This window comes from Aquipseudomonas guryensis, from assembly GCF_014164785.1.
GTDB lineage: Bacteria > Pseudomonadota > Gammaproteobacteria > Pseudomonadales > Pseudomonadaceae > Aquipseudomonas > Aquipseudomonas guryensis.
Genome location: NZ_JACJFN010000001.1, coordinates 403,228 through 420,562 on the forward strand (window position 1 = coordinate 403,228; position 17,335 = coordinate 420,562).

At 65.0% G+C, this 17,335-nt stretch carries 19 protein-coding genes; 13 read left to right on the forward strand and 6 right to left on the reverse strand.

The window, feature by feature from the left end; genetic code table 11:
- Nucleotides 1–26: 26 nt before the first annotated feature.
- Both H3H45_RS01860 and H3H45_RS01865 read left to right on the forward strand, forming a co-directional pair.
- Nucleotides 27–446: a GNAT family N-acetyltransferase gene (locus H3H45_RS01860; protein ID WP_182832052.1), complete on the forward strand. Its 420-nt coding sequence runs from the start codon at nt 27–29 to the stop codon at nt 444–446.
- Between the two features lies 1 nt (nt 447).
- Nucleotides 448–945, forward strand: coding sequence for a GNAT family N-acetyltransferase (locus H3H45_RS01865; protein WP_182832053.1), 498 nt, complete (start codon nt 448–450; stop codon nt 943–945).
- A gap of 18 nt (nt 946–963) precedes the next feature.
- On the opposite strand, the gene H3H45_RS01870 is transcribed toward H3H45_RS01865, so the two are convergent.
- Nucleotides 964–1,242, reverse strand: coding sequence for a YdcH family protein (locus H3H45_RS01870; protein WP_182832054.1), 279 nt, complete (start codon nt 1,240–1,242; stop codon nt 964–966).
- A 159-nt stretch (nt 1,243–1,401) separates the two neighbouring features.
- Between H3H45_RS01870 and H3H45_RS01875 the strand changes: the two genes are divergently transcribed.
- From H3H45_RS01875 to mscL, 3 genes are all read left to right on the forward strand, one after another.
- Nucleotides 1,402–1,653 (forward strand): YdcH family protein, encoded by a 252-nt coding sequence (locus H3H45_RS01875; RefSeq protein WP_182832055.1) that lies wholly within the window; start codon nt 1,402–1,404, stop codon nt 1,651–1,653.
- 116 nt (nt 1,654–1,769) lie between these two features.
- Complete coding sequence (locus tag H3H45_RS01880; RefSeq protein WP_182832056.1) at nt 1,770–2,516, forward strand: EAL domain-containing protein; 747 nt, start codon at nt 1,770–1,772, stop codon at nt 2,514–2,516.
- 59 nt (nt 2,517–2,575) lie between these two features.
- The gene (mscL, locus tag H3H45_RS01885) at nt 2,576–2,986 is read left to right on the forward strand and encodes a large-conductance mechanosensitive channel protein MscL (protein WP_182832057.1); all 411 of its coding nucleotides are present in this window, start codon (nt 2,576–2,578) and stop codon (nt 2,984–2,986) included.
- 133 nt (nt 2,987–3,119) lie between these two features.
- Here mscL and H3H45_RS01890 read toward each other — a convergent pair whose 3' ends face one another.
- Nucleotides 3,120–3,896, reverse strand: a complete 777-nt coding sequence (locus tag H3H45_RS01890) for a ferredoxin--NADP reductase (protein ID WP_182832058.1) — start codon at nt 3,894–3,896, stop codon at nt 3,120–3,122.
- A 72-nt stretch (nt 3,897–3,968) separates the two neighbouring features.
- On the opposite strand from H3H45_RS01890, the gene H3H45_RS01895 reads away from it, so the two are divergent.
- Complete coding sequence (locus H3H45_RS01895) at nt 3,969–5,093, forward strand: methyltransferase (protein WP_182832059.1); 1,125 nt, start codon at nt 3,969–3,971, stop codon at nt 5,091–5,093.
- Between the two features lie 79 nt (nt 5,094–5,172).
- On the opposite strand, the gene dctP is transcribed toward H3H45_RS01895, so the two are convergent.
- The 3 genes from dctP to H3H45_RS01910 form a co-directional block, all read right to left on the reverse strand.
- On the reverse strand, nt 5,173–6,225 hold the full coding sequence (gene dctP / locus H3H45_RS01900) for a TRAP transporter substrate-binding protein DctP (RefSeq protein WP_182832060.1): 1,053 nt from the start codon (nt 6,223–6,225) through the stop codon (nt 5,173–5,175).
- A 141-nt stretch (nt 6,226–6,366) separates the two neighbouring features.
- Nucleotides 6,367–7,692, reverse strand: coding sequence for a TRAP transporter large permease (locus H3H45_RS01905; RefSeq protein ID WP_182832061.1), 1,326 nt, complete (start codon nt 7,690–7,692; stop codon nt 6,367–6,369).
- Nucleotides 7,689–8,198 carry a TRAP transporter small permease subunit gene (locus H3H45_RS01910; protein ID WP_182832062.1) on the reverse strand — a complete coding sequence of 170 codons (510 nt, stop codon included), beginning with the start codon at nt 8,196–8,198 and terminating at the stop codon, nt 7,689–7,691. Before H3H45_RS01910 ends, H3H45_RS01905 begins: the two co-directional genes overlap by 4 nt.
- A gap of 185 nt (nt 8,199–8,383) precedes the next feature.
- Between H3H45_RS01910 and H3H45_RS01915 the strand changes: the two genes are divergently transcribed.
- The 6 genes from H3H45_RS01915 to H3H45_RS19985 all read left to right on the forward strand — a co-directional run bounded on the left by H3H45_RS01915 (nt 8,384) and on the right by H3H45_RS19985 (nt 15,414).
- Complete coding sequence (locus H3H45_RS01915) at nt 8,384–9,751, forward strand: glutamine synthetase family protein (RefSeq protein WP_182832063.1); 1,368 nt, start codon at nt 8,384–8,386, stop codon at nt 9,749–9,751.
- 98 nt (nt 9,752–9,849) lie between these two features.
- Nucleotides 9,850–11,238 carry an aldehyde dehydrogenase family protein gene (locus H3H45_RS01920; RefSeq protein ID WP_182832064.1) on the forward strand — a complete coding sequence of 463 codons (1,389 nt, stop codon included), beginning with the start codon at nt 9,850–9,852 and terminating at the stop codon, nt 11,236–11,238.
- A 137-nt stretch (nt 11,239–11,375) separates the two neighbouring features.
- Nucleotides 11,376–12,536, forward strand: coding sequence for an iron-containing alcohol dehydrogenase (locus tag H3H45_RS01925; RefSeq protein ID WP_182832065.1), 1,161 nt, complete (start codon nt 11,376–11,378; stop codon nt 12,534–12,536).
- Between the two features lie 309 nt (nt 12,537–12,845).
- Nucleotides 12,846–14,291 (forward strand): cytochrome ubiquinol oxidase subunit I, encoded by a 1,446-nt coding sequence (locus H3H45_RS01930; RefSeq protein WP_182832066.1) that lies wholly within the window; start codon nt 12,846–12,848, stop codon nt 14,289–14,291.
- Nucleotides 14,288–15,292 carry a cytochrome d ubiquinol oxidase subunit II gene (gene cydB / locus H3H45_RS01935; protein WP_182832067.1) on the forward strand — a complete coding sequence of 335 codons (1,005 nt, stop codon included), beginning with the start codon at nt 14,288–14,290 and terminating at the stop codon, nt 15,290–15,292. The genes H3H45_RS01930 and cydB overlap by 4 nt, the downstream gene beginning before the upstream one ends.
- Nucleotides 15,292–15,414, forward strand: coding sequence for a DUF2474 domain-containing protein (locus H3H45_RS19985; RefSeq protein WP_220494108.1), 123 nt, complete (start codon nt 15,292–15,294; stop codon nt 15,412–15,414). Before cydB ends, H3H45_RS19985 begins: the two co-directional genes overlap by 1 nt.
- Nucleotides 15,415–15,498: 84 nt before the next feature.
- Here the strand turns inward: H3H45_RS19985 and H3H45_RS01940 are convergent, their stop codons facing one another.
- Nucleotides 15,499–16,128, reverse strand: coding sequence for a pseudouridine synthase (locus H3H45_RS01940; RefSeq protein ID WP_407926667.1), 630 nt, complete (start codon nt 16,126–16,128; stop codon nt 15,499–15,501).
- Nucleotides 16,129–16,267: 139 nt separating this feature from the next.
- Between H3H45_RS01940 and ahr the strand changes: the two genes are divergently transcribed.
- Nucleotides 16,268–17,293 carry an NADPH-dependent aldehyde reductase Ahr gene (gene ahr / locus H3H45_RS01945; protein WP_182832068.1) on the forward strand — a complete coding sequence of 342 codons (1,026 nt, stop codon included), beginning with the start codon at nt 16,268–16,270 and terminating at the stop codon, nt 17,291–17,293.
- Nucleotides 17,294–17,335 lie beyond the last annotated feature (42 nt).

Genomic DNA, 17,335 nt, shown 5'->3' on the forward strand with positions numbered 1-17,335 from the left:
GCCCTTACCGCAACGAGGAGCCCACCATGCAGCAAGAAATCATCGAGTCTCCAAGCACCGCACAGAGTGCCGAGTTGCTGCAGCGATTCCAGGAATTCGTAGCCCAGCGCCTGGATCTGCCGGATGAATCAGCCGACAAGCCGCTACTGATCAACCTGCGCGACGACGACGGCCAGCTGATTGCCGGCATACTGGCCAACGCCTACTGGGATGGCCTGGAGATCGACACGCTGTGGGTAACTGAAACGCAGCGCGGCCAAGGCCTGGCGACCGACCTGCTGCGCCGTGCCGAGGAACACGGGCGTCGCCATGGAGCTCTGGTGGCCTACCTGAAGACAGTGGAGGCCAGGGCTTTCTACGAGAAGCAGGGTTACCAGCTGTTCGGCGTGCTGGAAGACCGCCCGCGCGGCACCCACCTGTACCACATGAAGAAGCGCCTGGACTGACATGCACATCGAATTGCTCCCCACCACCGTCGATCAGCTACCGCTGATCGCCAACCTCTACCAGTTCTATGCCTATGAGTCGTCGGACTGGGAACAGGAGGACGTAGAGGTCGATGGGCGCTTCTATATCCATGCGCCACACCTGCAGCGCTGCTGGCAAGAGCCGGACTGGAGCGCCAGCCTGGTGCTGGTGGACGGCTTCATCGCCGGCTTCCTGCTGATCGAGCGCAGTGAGCTGCCGGGCGTCGAGGCCCTGGAGTTCGCCGACCTGTTCATCCTCAAGAAATACCGCCGCTTGGGCATCGGCAGCGCCCTGGCGGAGCAGGTACTGGTAGCAGGCTGCGGGAGCTGGGTGGTCAGTTTTTACGAGCAGGATGTTCTGGCCCAGCAGTTCTGGCACAAGGTGTTGGGCCAGCTGCCGCTGCATGCGGTAGTGCGGCCGGCAGACCCCGAGCAGCCAGGTCTAGTGACCTATCTGCTCAGCCGGCAGGCACATTGACCTGCCATGCGGCCCGCCTCAGGCGCCGCAGCTACTGCCGCAACCGCAGCACTGCCCGGCGGCGATCTTCAGCTGGCGGGCCAGGTCATCCTTGAGGCTGACCCGGTTCTGCTTGAGCTGTGCCAGCGCGGCATCGTCGAGCAGCTCGATACCGTCTTCGATGCGGCAGATCCGCTTGTCCAGCGCCTCGTACTCATCGCTTTGCTTGGAAAAGTGCTGATCTTCCTGACGCAGGCGCTGCAGTTCGCTGCGCAGTTCGGGAAAGTCCTGGATCAGCGGATGGTGGTCGACATGCATGGGGAAGCTCCTCTGGGAAAGTACGTCCACCCTAACGGGCCAAGCCCACGCCACCATTGACGCCGATCAACGCCAGGCCAACCGTTCGCCAACCGGCCTGCCGCAGCCCGGTCACTGAGCTAGTCTGAACAGACCAGTCCTCAGCCGGGAGTAACCGTAATGCCCCTCGAACACCATCCGCTGACCCGCGAATTTCCTGAATACCGCCAGAAGCTCCAGACCCTGCACGCCAGCGACCCGCATTTTGCTCAGATGACGCAGAACTACGAGGCCCTGGACAAGCGCATCTATGAAGTAGAGGACGGCCGCCAGGCGCTGGACGATCTGGCCCTGCAGGCGCTGAAAAACGAGCGGGTCACCCTCAAGGATCAGATTGCCGAGCGCCTGCGCAAGGCCAATGGTGCGGTCTAGGCCGCTGATGCAGAAACGCCGTGTCGTTCCACCAGACACTGGCCAAGGCCTTGCCGAGCAAGACAGACGGTAGATTTTTTGCTTATCTTGGTTGGACTCCACCATGAGAACCACCCATGAAGAACTCTCCAGGCTGTTCTGCTTGCCGTGATGGCAAGGGACTGGATTTCCCTATCAGCATGGCCTTCCAGCCCATCGTCGACGTCGCGCGGCGCCAGGTCTTCGCCCATGAGGCCCTGGTGCGCGGGGTCAACGGCGAGTCAGCCGGCAGCCTGCTGGCCAAGGTTACGTCGGAAAACCTCTACGCCTTTGATCAGAGCTGTCGGATCAAGGCGGTAGAGCTGGCCGCACGCCTGCAGGTGCCGGCCATGGTCTCGATCAATTTCATGCCCAATGCGGTTTACCAGGCGGAAACCTGCATCCGCGCCACCCTGGAAGCCGCACAGCGCTTCAATCTGCCTCTGGACAAGATCATCTTCGAGGTCACCGAGCAGGAGCAGGTGCTGGATATCGACCACCTCAGCGGCATCCTCAAGGCCTATCGCAAACAAGGTTTCATGACCGCTATCGACGACTTTGGCGCCGGCTATGCCGGGCTCAACCTGCTCGCCGACTTCCAGCCCGACCTGATCAAGCTGGACATGGAGCTGATCCGCAACATCGATAGTGACAGCGTGCGGCAGATCCTCGTCGAGTCGACCCTGGACATGTGCCGCAAGCTCAAGGTGCGGGTGATTGCCGAAGGCATCGAAACCCAGGCCGAACTGCAAACCCTGCAGCACATGGGCGTCGAGCTGTTTCAGGGTTATCTGCTGGCCAAGCCCGGCTTCGAAAACCTGCCTGCGGTTAACTACCCGCAGTAGCTGGCAGCGCCGGACGAGTGCAGTAAACTCGGCGCAAACCAAACCTCAGGGAGTGACACATGAGCATCGTCAGCGAATTCAAAGCCTTCGCCATGAAAGGCAACGTGGTCGACATGGCCGTGGGCATCATCATCGGTGCCGCCTTCGGCAAGATTGTCAGCTCGTTCGTCGGCGACGTGATCATGCCGCCGATCGGCCTGCTGATTGGCGGGGTCGACTTCACCGACCTGGCCGTGACTCTCAAGGCGGCCGAAGGTGACCTGCCCGCAGTGGTATTGAGCTACGGCAAGTTCATCCAGACCATTCTCGACTTCATCATCGTCGCCTTCGCCATCTTCATGGGCGTCAAGGCCATCAACCGCCTCAAGCGCGAGGAAGCCGCAGCGCCGGAAGTGCCGCCGGCACCGACCAAGGAGCAGGAACTGCTCAGCGAGATCCGCGACCTGCTCAAGGCCCAGCAGGACAAGTAATACCGGCCTGCACAGCACAACGGCGCCCTTCGGCGCCGTTTTCATTTACCAGTCACCCTTACCGATGGCTCCCACGCGCCTGCGTGGGAGCCCATCCAGGGACGCTCTGCATCCGGCAGACGCTTCGCGCGGCTCACCAGTAGTTCTCTACTGCCACCTGCCCGGGGCGCCGGCTCAGGCTCAGTTGCAGGCCACGGGTCTTCAGCACGGCACGGGTGTCTTCGATCATCTGCGGGTTGCCGCAGAGCATGAGGCGCGAGTGCAGCGGGTCCAGCGCCAGGCCGGCGGCGCGCTCCAGCTCACCATTCTCGATCAGCGTGGTGACCCGGCCATGCAGGGCGCCCGGCAGCTGCTCGCGGGTGACGATCGGCAGGTAGGTCAGTTTGTGGCCATGCTCGGCCAGGTAGTCGCGCCGTGGCAGTTCCGTGATCAGCTGCTGGTAGGCCAGCTCACCCTGGGTGCGCGCACTGTAGACCAGGACGATGCGCTCGAAACGCTGCCAGGCCTCGAAGTCCTGCAGGATCGAGAGGAATGGCGCCAGCCCGGTGCCGGTGCCGAGCAGCCACAGGTCGCGGCCGTCGGGGAAGCGGTCGAGGGTCAGGTAGCCGACGGCCTGGCGCTCCACCAGCAGCTCGTCGCCGACCTTGAGCCGGCTCAGCTCGCTGGTGAACTCGCCGCCCGGAACGACGATGGAGAAGAATTCGAGAAACTCGTCATGGGGCGCCGAAACCATCGAATAGGCGCGCCAGACCACCGTGCCATCGGCCTTGCGCACTCCCAGACGAGCGAACTGCCCGGCGCGAAAGCGCAAGCCGGGGTCGCGCGAGCAGCGCAGGCTGAACAGGGTCGGCGACCAGACGCGTACCTCGCTGAGCACCTGGCGGGTGAACTTGTCTGCACTGGCGGTCATACTTGCGGCCTCGATTCGCACACCTGCCGCCAGTCTCGCGCAAAGCGCGGCGGACAAACACCGACGGTTTCCATGCCTATTCTCGCTACCCCCTTCGCCCAGCTCGATCTGCTCCGCCAGCCCGAGATGCCCAACGAGCCCTTGCAGGCCTTCGATGCGGCCGACGAGTACCTGCTCAACCACCTGCACGAGCAGGGTTTGAGCGCCGATACCCGCGTACTGCTGCTCAACGACGGCTTCGGCGCGCTGGCCGCCAGCCTGGCGCCGCACTGCCAAGTCACCAGTAGCGGCGACTCACACCTGGGTCTTCTGGCCCTGCAGAAGAACCTGGCGCGCAACAACCTGGCCGCCGACGCCGTGCACTTCGTACCGGCCAGCGCGGTGGCCACAGGGCAGTTCGATATGGTACTGATCCGCGTGCCGAAGACCCTGGCCCTGCTGGAAGAGCAGCTGATCCGCCTGCACGGCCAGCTCGCTCCCGGCGCGCGGGTCATCGCCGGGGCCATGCTCAAGCACCTGCCGCGCAGCGCCGGCGATCTGCTGGAGCAGTATATCGGCCCGGTGCAGGCCTCGCTGGCGGTGAAAAAGGCGCGCTTGCTAAGCGCCAGCGTGCAGGACAAACCCACGCCAACCTCGCCCTACCCGACCCGCTATCTGCTGGAAAAGCCCAGGTTGGAACTGAGCAACCAGGCCAACCTGTTCTGCCGCGAAGGGCTGGATATCGGCACCCGCGCCTTTCTCCCGCACCTGCCCAAGAGCCTGCTGCCACTGCGCGTGGCCGACCTTGGCTGCGGCAACGGCGTGCTCGGCATCGTCTACGCCCTGGGCAACCCCGAGGCGCAGCTGACCCTGGTCGACGAGTCGTACATGGCCGTGCAGTCGGCGGCCGACAACTGGCGCGTGGCGCTGGGTGAGCGCGCGGTGAGCATTCGCGCCGACGATGGCCTGGCCGAGCAGCCGGAGCAATCCCTGGATCTGGTGCTGTGCAACCCGCCCTTCCACCAGCAGCAGGTGGTCGGCGACTTCCTCGCCTGGCGCATGTTCCAGCAGGCCCGCGCGGCACTGGTGACCGGCGGCGAGCTGTGGATAGTCGGCAACCGCCACCTGGGCTACCACACCAAGCTCAAGCGCCTGTTCCGCGGCGTGGAGCAGGTGGCGGCTACGCCGAAGTTTGTCATTCTCAAGGCGACGCGCTGAGAACCTGCCGTAGACCTCAACTACGCCCCTCTCCCCCCGCCCCTCTCCCACAAGTGGGAGAGGGGAGCTAAAACGCCACTCAGTAGCGATAGGGCGGCCCGGCCTTCTCCATCAGCGCGTTGTACTGCTTGAATATCTCCACCACCTTGGCGCAGCGCGGGCTGGTCTTGGCAATTTCTTCCCAGAACTTGTGCGCCTCGTCTTCCACCGTCTTCCATTCCTCGGCGGGGATGGTGGTCAGCTTGAGCTTGTCGCCTTCCACCCGCAGCTTGGCCTCGCCGCCCCAGTACCAGTGCTGGCGGTAGTAGTGCGAGCTGTCCATGCACAGCTTGAACAGGGTCTTGAGCGGGTCGGGCACTTCGGCCCAGCGTTCGGAGTTGGCAAAGTAGGAGCCGATCCAGGCGCCGGAGATGTTGTTGGTGAGGAAGTACTTGGTGACGTTGGCCCAACCCACCGTGTAGTCCTCGGTGATGCCGGACCAGGCGATGCCGTCCAGCTCGCCGGTCTGGATCGCCACTTCGACATCCTCCCAGGGCAAGGTCACCGGAATGATGCCGAAACGGGTGAGGAACTTGCCGGCGGTGGGGAAGGTGAAAATGCGCTTGCCCTTGAGGTCGGCCAACGACTTGACCGGTTCCACGGTGGCGAAGTTGCACGGGTCCCAGGCACCGGCGCCGAGCCAGGTCACGCCCTTGACCTCGGCATAGGCCTCCTCCCAGATCTTGCGCAGGCCGTACTGTTCGAACAGCACCGGCACATCCAGGCTGTAGCGGCTGGCGAAGGGGAAGTAGCCACCGAATACGGCGATATCCACCGGCGCGGCGATCGAGTCATCGTCGCTCTGTACCGCATCGATGGTGCCCTTCTGCATGGCGCGGAACAGCTCACCGGTGGGCACCAGCTGGTCGGCGAAGTACAGCTGGATCTCCATCTGCCCCTCGGCGACTTTGTTGAAGGCCTCGATCGAGGGTTTGATCACATGCTCGGCCAGCGCCGCACCGGCATAGGTCTGCAGGCGCCAGGTGATCTTCTTCGGTTCAGCGGCATAGATATGCGCGGCGCCCAGGGCGGCGGTACCGACCGCGCCCCCGGTGACGGCGGCGGTTTTCAGGAAGTTACGTCTCGTAGTCATGCTGTCATCTCCAAGGCTGTCGACTCAGATGCCAAGCCTGCGCATCGTTGCGGGCCGGCCGGCAGGGCCCGTCCCGTTTTCCAGGTCAGCGCGCGCAAAGAAGAGACAACCGGAGGCGCCGCCCCGAAAGCTAGAAAGCATTCACCGCCCGTAGTGCAGCTGCGGCAACCACAGGGCGATCTGCGGGAAAATCATCACCAGCGCCAGGGTCAGCACCATGACCAGGACGAAGGGGGTCACCGAGGCATAGATGTCACGCAGGCTGATTTCCGGCGGCGCCATGGCGCGCATGAGAAACAGGTTGTAGCCGAATGGCGGGGTCATGTAGGCCATCTGGCAAGTGATGGTGTAAAGCACGCCGTACCACACCAGGTCGAAGCCCAGGCTGCCCACCAGGGGGATATACAGCGGCGCGACGATCACCAGCATGGCGGTGTCGTCGAGGAACATGCCCATGATGATGAACGACAGCTGCATGAGAATAAGGATTTCCCAGGGCCCCAGGCCTAGGCTGCCGACGAACAGGTCCTCGATCGCCTTGACCGCGCCGAGGCCGTCGAACACCGCGCCGAAACACAGGGCGGCGAGGATGATCCACATGAACATGCAGCTGATGACCAGGGTCTTGCGCAGGGTGTCTTCCATTACCTGGCGGTTCAGCCGGCCCTTGACCAGCGCCGCCAGCAAGGCCGAAACCGCGCCCACCGCCGAGCTTTCCACCAGGCTGGTGTAGCCGAGCATGAACAGGCCGGTCATGGCGAAGAAGATCAACAACGGAATCAGTCCGGCACGCAGCAGGCGCACCTTCTCGCCCAGGCTGATCTGCGCGCGCTCCTCGGCCGGCAGCGCCGGGCCCATGCTCGGTTTGATCCAGCAGCGAATGACGATGTAGAGGATGAACAGGCTGGCCATCAGCAGGCCGGGAAACACCCCGGCCAGCCACAGCTGGCCGACCGGCTGGCGCGCGATCATGCCGTACAGCACCAGCACCACGCTGGGCGGAATCAGGATACCCAGCGTGCTGCCGGCCTGGATCACCCCGGTGACCATGATCTTGTCGTAGCCGCGCCGCAGCAACTCGGGCAGAGCGATGCTCGCGCCGATGGCCATGCCGGCCACACTGAGGCCGTTCATCGCAGAGATCACCACCATCAGCAGGATGGTGCCGATGGCCAGCCCGCCATGCAGCGGTCCCATCCACACATGGAACATGCGATAGAGGTCTTCGGCGATGCCTGACTCGGAGAGCATGTAGCCCATGAACACGAACAGCGGCAGGGTCAGCAGCGGGTACCACTTCATCAGCTTCATCGCCGCACTGAACGGCAGCTCCACCCCGCCATCGCCCCACAGCAGCAGGGCCGCCGCCGCGGCGACGAAACCGATGGCGCCGAACACCCGCTTGCCGGTGAGCAGCAACAGCATCATCGAAGAGAACATCAGCAGGGCGATGGGCGACTCGCTCATTCGATAGGCTCCCCGCGGATCAGCGCCAGATCCCTGAACAGCATGGCAATCGCCTGCAGCAGCATCAGCGCTACGCCGATGCACATCAGCACCTTGATCGGCGCCATGCGCGGCGACCAGGCCGAGTAGCTGGTCTCGTCGTACTCGAAGGCGTACCAGGTCGATGAGATGCCGCCGTACAGCAGCAACACCAGGTAGAACAGCAGAAAGCCCACGGTCAGCAGATCGACCCAGGCACGGGTGCGCAGGGTCCAGCGGCTGTACAGCAGGTCCATGCGCACATGGCCGTCGAGCTGCATGGAGTAGGCGCCGCCCAGCAGGAAGTAGGCGACCATGAGGAACTGCGCGACCTCCAGGGTCCAGATCGCCGGCTCGAACGCCACCTTGCTCAGCGAGGAATAAAACAGCACGCCGAGGATGGCGAAGATCAGATACATGGCGCAGCGACCGACCCAACGGTTGATCCGCTCTACCACGCGCACATACCCGCGGATTGCCTTGTGCATGAGCCTGTCTGCCGAGTTATCCCTACCTCGCACAGCCTAGACCAGCTTCGTCACTTGCCAACCTGACCGTCCGGACAGCCGCAAAAAATCGACTAGAGTCAGAGGCATCCCGCCCCGCGGGACTCGCTCACGCACAGCACAAAAACAACAGGCCGCTGCAGCGGCCACGCATGCGGAGATCTGCGATGACTGCCCCTCTCACCCTGGCCCAGCTGCGCCAGCACGCCGAAGCCGGCACCGTTGATACCGTCCTTGCCTGCATGGTCGACATGCAGGGCCGCCTGATCGGCAAGCGCTTCCAGGTCGAGTTCTTCCTCGACAGCGCCCATGAAGAAACCCACGGCTGCGATTATCTGCTGGCCGACGACATCGACATGGAGCCGGTGCCCGGCTACGCCGCCGCCAGCTGGAAACGTGGCTACGGCGACTTCGTGTTCAAGCCCGACCTCTCCACCCTGCGCCTGGTGCCCTGGCTGGAGGGTGCGGCCCTGGTACTGTGCGACGTCCAGGACCATCACCACCAGGACCTGCCGCACAGCCCGCGCGGCATCCTCAAGCGGCAGATCGCCCGCCTCACCGAGCGCGGCTACAAGGGCATGTTCGCCTCCGAGCTGGAGTTCTACCTGTTCGACCAGAGCTACGAGAGCATCCACGCCCAGCACTACCGCGAGCCACGCACGGCTAACTACCACATCGAGGACTACGGCATCCTGCAGACCATCCGCGACGAGCCGGTGCTGCGCGCCATCCGCAAGCACCTGCAGGCGTCCGGCATCGCCGTGGAGAATTCCAAGGGCGAATGGGGGCCCGGTCAGGAAGAAATCAACGTGCGCTACGCCGATGCGCTGACCATGGCCGACAACCACAGCCTGATCAAACACGCCTGCAAGGAAATCGCCATGCAGCAGGGCAAGGCCATCACCTTCATGGCCAAGTGGAACTACAACCTGGCCGGTTCCAGCAGCCACGTGCACAACTCGCTGTGGAGCCTGAAGGGCAATAAGCCGCTGTTCTTCGATGCCAAGGCCGAGTTCGGCATGTCCAAGCTGATGCGCCAGTGGGTGGCCGGCCAGCTCAAGTACGCCAGCGACATCACCTACTTCCTCGCCCCCTATATCAACTCCTACAAGCGCTTCCAGGCCGGCACCTTCGCCCCCACCCGCGCGGTGTGGAGCAATGACAATCGCACCGCCGGCTTTCGCCTGTGTGGCGAGGGCGGCAAGGGCATCCGCATCGAGTGCCGCATCGGTGGCGCCGACCTCAACCCCTACCTGGCCTTCGCCGCGCTGATCGCTGCCGGCCTGGCCGGCATCGACGAGCAGCTGGAACTGCCAGCGCCCTTCTCCGGCGACGCCTATGAACACGAGGAACTGCCCGAGGTGGCCAAGACCCTGCGTGGCGCCACCGATGCCCTGGCCCGCTCGAGCATGTTGCGCGCAGCCCTCGGCGACGAGGTGGTCGAACACTACCTGCACACCGCGCGCTGGGAGCAGTCCGAGTACGACCGCCGGGTAACCGACTGGGAGCTGCACCGCGGCTTCGAGCGCTACTAGCGACACCCGTAGGGTGGAAAACCGCGCAGCGTTTTCCACCGACAGCCCGGGTGGGCAAGCCTCCGCTGTTTGCCGCCCGCCCCATGAAAGGAGGTCCGATGAACTCGATTCGCCTGATTTCCCCGGTCGACGGCAGCCTGTATGCCGAACGTCCCTACGCCAGCTCCAGCCAGCTGGAACAGGCCCTGAGCAGCGCCCGTGAAGCCCAGCGCGCCTGGCGCGAACTGAGCATCGAGCAGCGCGCCGGCTACTGCCTGAAAGCCGTGGAGGCCATGCTGGCGATGGCCGACCAGATCGTCCCCGAACTGGCCTGGCAGATGGGCCGTCCGGTGCGCTACGGCGCCGGCGAGCTGCGCGGCTTCGAGGAGCGTGCGCGCTACATGGTCGGCATCGCCGCCCGCGCCCTGGCCGATGTGGTGCCGCCGCCAAAGGACGGTTTTCGCCGCTATGTCCGCCGCGAGCCGCTGGGCACGGTGCTGGTCATCGCGCCGTGGAACTACCCCTACCTGACCGCGGTGAACGCCATCATCCCGGCACTGATGGCCGGCAACGCTGTGCTGCTGAAGCATGCCAGCCAGACCCTGCTGGTCGGCGAACGCTTCGCCCTGGCCTTCGAGCGCGCCGGCCTGCCGCACGGGCTGTTCCGCAACCTGGTGCTGGACCACGGCCAGACCGCCACCCTGATCGCCTCCGGGCATGTGCAGCAGGTCAATTTCACTGGTTCGGTGGAAGGCGGCCGGCTGATGGAAAGCGCCGCCGCCGGGCACTTCATCGGCGTCGGCCTGGAGCTGGGCGGCAAGGACCCAGCCTATGTGCGCGGCGACGCCAACCTGGCCCATGCGATAGAAAACCTGGTCGACGGCAGCTTCTTCAACTCCGGGCAGAGCTGCTGCGGCATCGAGCGCATCTACGTGGACCAGGCGCTGTACCCAGCCTTCGTCGACGGCTTTGTCGAGCTGACCAAACAATATGTCCTGGGCAACCCGCTGCAGGAGGCCACCACCCTCGGCCCGCTGGTGCGCAGCGAGGCCGCCGAATTCGTCCGTGGGCAGATCGCCGAGGCCAAGGCCAAGGGCGCCAAGGCGCTGATCGATGCCAAAGCCTTTGCCGCCGATGCGCCCGGCAGTGCCTACCTGGCCCCGCAGGTGCTGGTGCAGGTCAATCACGACATGGCGGTAATGCGCCAGGAAAGCTTCGGCCCGGTGGTCGGCATCATGCCGGTGAGCAGCGACGCCGAGGCCATCACCCTGATGAACGACAGCCCCTACGGCCTCAGCGCGGCGATCTGGAGCAGCGACCTGGACGCCGCCGAACATATCGGCCAGCAACTCGACACCGGCACGGTGTTCATGAACCGCTGCGACTACCTGGATCCGGCACTGGCCTGGACCGGGGTCAAGCACAGCGGCCGCGGCGCCACGCTGTCCAGCCTCGGCTACGAACACCTGACCCGGCCCAAGTCCTTCCATCTACGCCATCAACTCTGACGCCATGCTGAGCACCGGCCATTTTTTGTAGGAACAGAGCTCGCTGCTACGTGACAACCCTGTAGCCCGGATGCAATCCGGGATGGCCCTGCCCCGGATTGCATCCGGGCTACCCAAACCGAACAAGGAGGCTCGCCATGAGCAAGACCGCCAACTGGAACTACCCGACCTCGGTGCGCTTTGGCGCCGGCCGGATCAAGGAGCTGCCCGAGCTGTGCCAGAGCATCGGCATGCTGCGCCCGCTGCTGGTCACCGACCGTGGCCTGGGTAATGCACCCATCACCCTCGCCGCCCTCGACTCACTCAAGGCCGCCGGCCTCGGCGCTGCGCTGTTCTGCGAGCTCAAGCCGAATCCGGTGGAAAGCAACCTGGCCGCAGGACTCACCGCCTACCACGCCGGCAAGCACGATGGCGTGGTCGCCTTCGGCGGCGGCAGCGGCCTGGACATGGGCAAGCTGATCGCCTTTATGAGCGGACAAGCACGACCAGTGTGGGACTTCGAGGATATCGGCGACTGGTGGACCCGTGCCGACCCCAAGGGCATCGCACCGATCATCGCCGTACCGACCACCGCCGGCACCGGCTCGGAAGTTGGCCGCGCCGGCATCCTTACCGACGAGCGCACCCACACCAAGCGCATCATCTTCCACCCGCAGATGATGCCGAAGATCGTCATCAGCGACCCGGCGCTGTCCGTCGGCATGCCGGCCTTCATCACCGCCGGCACCGGCATGGACGCCTTCTCCCACTGCCTGGAAGCCTACTGCGCACCGGGCTTCCACCCGCTGGCCGACGGCATCGCGGTGGAGGGCATGCGCCTGGTGGCCGGCGCCCTGGTGCGCGCGGTGAAGACGCCGGACGACCTCGACGCCCGCGCCGACATGCTCGCCGCCGCGGCCATGGGCGCCACCGCCTTCCAGAAAGGCCTCGGCGGCATGCATGCCCTGGCCCATCCGATCGGCGCGCTGTACGACAGCCACCACGGCATGACCAACGCGGTGCTGATGCCCTACGTGCTGAAGTTCAACCGCGGCGTCATCGAGGAACGCATCACCCGCCTGGCCGCCTACCTGGGCCTGGCCAATCCCGGTTTCGACAGCTTCCTCGAACTGGTTATGCGCCTGCGCAGCGACACCGGCGTGCCGCACAGCCTGGCCGAACTCGGCGTCGATGACCGGCAAACCGCGCTGATCGCGCAGATGGCGGTGGTCGACCCCTCCGCCGGCGGCAACCCGCGTCCACTGAGCGAGGCGGACTGTGCCACGCTGTTTACCGCCGCACTCAAAGGACAGCTGTAAGAGCACGCGTAGCCCGGATGCAATCCGGGAGGCAGGCGACTCCGATCCCGGATTACATCCGGGCTACGCACAAGGAGAGGCCGAGCTGGCCAACACCCTCTCCACCGGCCCCTCGGTTTTGGCTTCCTGCATCACCCTACCTCCTGCATCCATGCAGTCGTCTCCCACAAGTGGGAGAGGGGAGCTTCTGCCCTAGCCACCTGCCGCCCCTAGCCCTGCGACAAATTGCCCAGTGCGACAATCGGTCGAGTTCGCGCCCAGCGAAAAAGGCGGATGATTGATCCAGATCAATTTATCGAGGGGCCCTCTATGTTCGGCCTGGACGCGTTGGAACTGGCTCGAATCCAGTTCGCCTTCACCATTTCCTTCCACATCGTCTTCCCCGCCATCAGTATCGGGCTGGCCAGCTACCTGGCCGTGCTCGAAGGGCTGTGGCTGAAGACCAAGAACGAGGTCTACTACGACCTGTTCCGCTTCTGGCTGCAGATCTTCGCCGTGGCCTTCGGCATGGGCGTGGTCTCCGGCGTGGTGATGAGCTACCAGTTCGGCACCAACTGGAGCCAGCTATCCACGGCGGCCGGCAGCATCATGGGGCCGCTGCTGACCTACGAGGTGCTCACCGCCTTCTTCCTCGAGGCGGGCTTCCTCGGCATCATGCTGTTTGGCCTGAACAAGGTGGGCAAGGGCCTGCACTTCTTCGCCACCCTGATGGTGGCGATCGGTACGCTGATCTCGACTTTCTGGATTCTCTCTTCCAACAGCTGGATGCAGACGCCGCAGGGCTACAGCATCGTCGACGGGATCTTCTACCCAGAGAGCTGGTGGGACATCGTGTTCAACCCGTCCTTCCCCTACCGCCTGGCACACATGGCGGTGGCGGCGTTCCTCAGCACCGCCTTCATCGTCGGCGGCACTGCGGCCTGGCACCTGCTCAAGGGCAAGCGCGACCCGGCCACCCGCATGATGTTCTCCATGGCGCTGTGGATGGCCTTGCTGGTAGCGCCGATCCAGGCCTTTATCGGTGACCTGCACGGCCTCAATACCCTCAAGTACCAGCCAGCCAAGGTAGCCGCCATGGAAGGCCACTGGGACACCGACAAAGGCGTGCCGCTGCTGCTGTTCGGCATCCCCGACATGGAGGCGGAGACCACCAAGTACGCCATCGGCATCCCGCGCCTGGCCAGCCTGATCCTCACCCACGACCTCGATGGCGAGATCAAGGGTCTCAAGGAATGGGCGCCAGAGGATCGGCCCAACGTGCCCATCGTGTTCTGGAGCTTCCGCGTGATGATCGGCCTCGGCCTGCTGATGATCCTCGCCGGCGTGCTCGGCCTGTGGCTGCGCCTGCGCGGGCGGCTGTACGAGTCGCCTGGGCTGCAGCGCTTCATGCTGCTGATGGGGCCGGCGGGGCTGGTCGCCCTGCTCGCCGGCTGGGTCACCACCGAAGTCGGCCGTCAGCCCTGGGTGATCTACGGTCTGCTGCGCACCTCGGATGCGGTGTCCAACCACAGCGCCGGGCAGATGGGCCTGACCCTGAGCATCTTCGTGGTGGTCTACCTCGCGGTGTTCGGCGTCGGCATCACCTACCTGCTGCGCATGATGCGCAAAGGCCCGGTGCTCGGTCTGCTGCACAGCCACGCCGTGGAAGAACAAGCCGGCCCCGGCCACCAGCGCACGCCGTCGCGGCCGCTGTCCGCCGCCGATGAAAGCGTCGACGACGACAGTGCCGACAACCAACAGGAGCCACGCCCATGACTATAGACCTGCCGCTGATCTGGGCCGGGGTGATCGCCTTCGGCATCTTCATGTACGTGGTGATGGACGGTTTCGACCTCGGTATCGGCATCCTCTTCCCGTTTATCCGCGACAAGGAAGAGCGCGACGCCATGATGAACACCGTGGCGCCGATCTGGGATGGTAACGAAACCTGGCTGGTGCTGGGTGGCGCCGGCCTGTTCGCCGCCTTCCCGCTGGCCTACTCGGTGGTGCTGACGGCTCTATACCTGCCGCTGATCATCATGCTGATCGCCCTGATCTTCCGCGGCGTCGCCTTCGAGTTCCGCTTCAAAGCCAAGCGCACGCGCTACGTGTGGGATGCGGCCTTTATCGGCGGCTCGCTGGTGGCGACCTTCGCCCAGGGCGTGGTGCTCGGCGCCTTTGTCGAAGGGATCAAGGTCGCCGACCGCCAGTTCGTCGGTGGCGCCTTCGACTGGCTGGCGCCCTTCCCGCTGTTCTGCGGCGCCGGTCTGGTGGCCGGTTACGCCATGCTCGGCTGTGCCTGGCTGCTGATGAAGACCGAGGGCCGCCTGCAACGCAAAATGTACAAGCTGATGCTGCCGCTGACCTGCCTGCTGCTGCTGTTCATCAGCGCGGTGAGCATCTGGACGCCGCTGACCCAGCCGGCGATTGCCCAGCGCTGGTTCACCCTGCCCAACCTGTTCTACTTCATCCCGGTGCCGACCCTGGTAGCAGTGACCGTGCTCGGCATCGTGCGCGCCATCCAGTTGAAGAAGGACAAGCAGCCCTTCGTGCTGACTCTGGCGCTGATCGCCCTGGCCTACGCGGGCCTGGCCATCAGCATGTGGCCGAACATCGTGCCGCCGTCGCTGAGCATCTGGGACGCCTCGGCGCCGGCCAGCAGCCAGGCCTTCGCCCTGGTCGGGGTGACCATCATGGTGCCGATCATCCTCATCTACACCGCCTACAGCTACTGGGTGTTCCGCGGCAAAGTGAAAGTCGGCGAGGGATATCACTGATGGACGCGCCGAAGAAACCCCTGGCCCAGCGCCTGGCTTGGTTCGCCATCCTGTGGCTGGGCGGCGTGGCGGCGGTCAGCCTGCTGGCCTATGCGATCAAGTGGGGCATGGGCCTGACCTAAGCATCGCTCCTGGATTGCATCCGGGCTACGGCCTGGCAGCTGTCGCCGGGGGTGCCGTGCACGCTAATGCCTGTCCCGAGCCTGTTACAACCGCGGCGGCAGATCCTTCCACTGCCCCGGTTGCAAGCCATCCAGAGTCCAGGGGCCGATACGCACGCGCACCAGGCGCAGGGTCGGCAGGCCCACGGCGGCGGTCATGCGGCGCACCTGGCGGTTGCGCCCCTCGCGGATCACCAGCTCCAGCCAGGCGGTCGGCACGCTCTTGCGAAAGCGCACCGGCGGGTTGCGCTCCCACAGCTGCGGCTCCTCCAGCAGGCGCGCCTCGGCCGGCAGGGTCGGCCCGTCATTCAGCTGCACGCCCTCACGCAACTGACGCAACTGCTCCGCATTCGGCTCGCCCTCCACCTGCACCCAGTAGGTCTTGGCCAGCTTGTGCTTGGGGTCGGCGATCTGCGCCTGCAGGCGGCCGTCGTTGGTCAGCAGCAGCAGGCCCTCGCTGTCACGATCCAGGCGCCCGGCCGGGTAGACACCAGGCACGGCGACGAAGTCCTTGAGGGTGGCGCGGCCCTGCTCGTCGTTGAACTGGGTCAGCACGTCGAATGGCTTGTTCAGCATCAGCAGCCGTGGCTCGGCCGGCGGTGCCTTGGCCACCCGGCGTGGAGCCGGTTTGCCGGCGGGGCGATGCGCAGCGTTGGGACGAGGAGGACGCGGCATGCGGATTCCAGGCTCAGGAGAAAGCCGTCAGTTTACCCGAGGCGCAGCCCGCATCATCACCCAGGGTGATGGTGTACCCGCACACCGACGACAACGGCTAAGCTGGTCGAGTCGATTTATCTGCCCGAAGGATTTCCGCATGAGCACCGAACTCACCACCTTCACCGGCTGGGCCGCCATGGCTGCCGGCGCGCCCCTCGAACGTCACCAGTACGATCCGGGCCCGCTGGGTGCCGAAGAGGTCGAAGTGGCCGTGGAATACTGCGGCATCTGCCACTCCGATCAGTCGATGATCGACAACGAGTGGGGCAATGCGCGCTACCCGTTCATTCCCGGCCATGAAGTGGTCGGCACCATCGTGCGCGTGGGCGAGCAGGTGCGCGGCCTCAAGCTCGGCCAGCGGGTCGGCATCGGCTGGTACAAGGGCAGCTGCATGCACTGCGGCTCGTGCATGGAGGGCTCGCACCAGCTGTGCCGTACAGTGAAACCGACCATAGTCGGCAGTAACGGCGGTTTCGCCGACCGCCTGCGCGCACACTGGGCCTGGGCCATCCCGCTGCCGGCCGGGCTCGAGCCGAGCCTGGTCGGCCCGCTGTTCTGCGCCGGTTCCACGGTGTTCGCGCCGCTGCTGGAGTTCGACGTGAAACCCACCGACCGCGTTGGCGTGGTCGGCATTGGCGGCCTCGGCCACCTGGCCCTGCGCTTTCTGAATGCCTGGGGCTGCGAAGTCACCGCCTTCACCTCCTCGCTGAGCAAGCAGGAAGAGGCCCAGCGCCTGGGCGCGCACAAGGTGGTGGCGTCCACCGACAGCGCCGCGCTGAAGGCGATGGCCGGCAGCCTGGACTTTCTGCTGATCACCGCCAGCGCCGACCTGGACTGGAACGCCCTGCTCGGCACCCTGCGCGGCAAGGGCCGCCTGCACTTCGTCGGCATCGCGCCGAGCGCCATCCCGGTGCATGTGTTCAGCCTGATTCCGCAGCAGAAGAGCCTGTCCGGCTCGCCGGTTGGTTCGCCCAAAAACATGGCGACCATGCTCGAGTTCTGCGCCCGCCATCAGATCCTGCCCCAGGTCGAGCACTTCCCGATGAGCCAGGTCAACGCTGCCATCGACCACTTGCGCGCCGGCAAGGCGCGTTACCGGGTGGTACTCGACGCCAGTAAGTGACAGCCCGGGCCGATCGGCGGCATGATCGGCCCATCACCCCAC

Coding starts and splice junctions, on each gene's coding strand:
- H3H45_RS01910 (WP_182832062.1), bottom strand. CDS start 8,198: ATGCACAAGGCAATCCGCGGGTATGTGCGCGTGGTAGAGCGGATCAAC.
- H3H45_RS01870 (WP_182832054.1), bottom strand. CDS start 1,242: ATGCATGTCGACCACCATCCGCTGATCCAGGACTTTCCCGAACTGCGC.
- cydB (WP_182832067.1), top strand. CDS start 14,288: ATGACTATAGACCTGCCGCTGATCTGGGCCGGGGTGATCGCCTTCGGC.
- H3H45_RS01920 (WP_182832064.1), top strand. CDS start 9,850: ATGAACTCGATTCGCCTGATTTCCCCGGTCGACGGCAGCCTGTATGCC.
- H3H45_RS01890 (WP_182832058.1), bottom strand. CDS start 3,896: ATGACCGCCAGTGCAGACAAGTTCACCCGCCAGGTGCTCAGCGAGGTA.
- H3H45_RS01915 (WP_182832063.1), top strand. CDS start 8,384: ATGACTGCCCCTCTCACCCTGGCCCAGCTGCGCCAGCACGCCGAAGCC.
- ahr (WP_182832068.1), top strand. CDS start 16,268: ATGAGCACCGAACTCACCACCTTCACCGGCTGGGCCGCCATGGCTGCC.
- mscL (WP_182832057.1), top strand. CDS start 2,576: ATGAGCATCGTCAGCGAATTCAAAGCCTTCGCCATGAAAGGCAACGTG.
- H3H45_RS01905 (WP_182832061.1), bottom strand. CDS start 7,692: ATGAGCGAGTCGCCCATCGCCCTGCTGATGTTCTCTTCGATGATGCTG.
- H3H45_RS01940 (WP_407926667.1), bottom strand. CDS start 16,128: ATGCCGCGTCCTCCTCGTCCCAACGCTGCGCATCGCCCCGCCGGCAAA.
- H3H45_RS19985 (WP_220494108.1), top strand. CDS start 15,292: ATGGACGCGCCGAAGAAACCCCTGGCCCAGCGCCTGGCTTGGTTCGCC.
- dctP (WP_182832060.1), bottom strand. CDS start 6,225: ATGACTACGAGACGTAACTTCCTGAAAACCGCCGCCGTCACCGGGGGC.
- H3H45_RS01895 (WP_182832059.1), top strand. CDS start 3,969: ATGCCTATTCTCGCTACCCCCTTCGCCCAGCTCGATCTGCTCCGCCAG.
- H3H45_RS01880 (WP_182832056.1), top strand. CDS start 1,770: ATGAAGAACTCTCCAGGCTGTTCTGCTTGCCGTGATGGCAAGGGACTG.
- H3H45_RS01875 (WP_182832055.1), top strand. CDS start 1,402: ATGCCCCTCGAACACCATCCGCTGACCCGCGAATTTCCTGAATACCGC.
- H3H45_RS01925 (WP_182832065.1), top strand. CDS start 11,376: ATGAGCAAGACCGCCAACTGGAACTACCCGACCTCGGTGCGCTTTGGC.
- H3H45_RS01930 (WP_182832066.1), top strand. CDS start 12,846: ATGTTCGGCCTGGACGCGTTGGAACTGGCTCGAATCCAGTTCGCCTTC.
- H3H45_RS01865 (WP_182832053.1), top strand. CDS start 448: ATGCACATCGAATTGCTCCCCACCACCGTCGATCAGCTACCGCTGATC.
- H3H45_RS01860 (WP_182832052.1), top strand. CDS start 27: ATGCAGCAAGAAATCATCGAGTCTCCAAGCACCGCACAGAGTGCCGAG.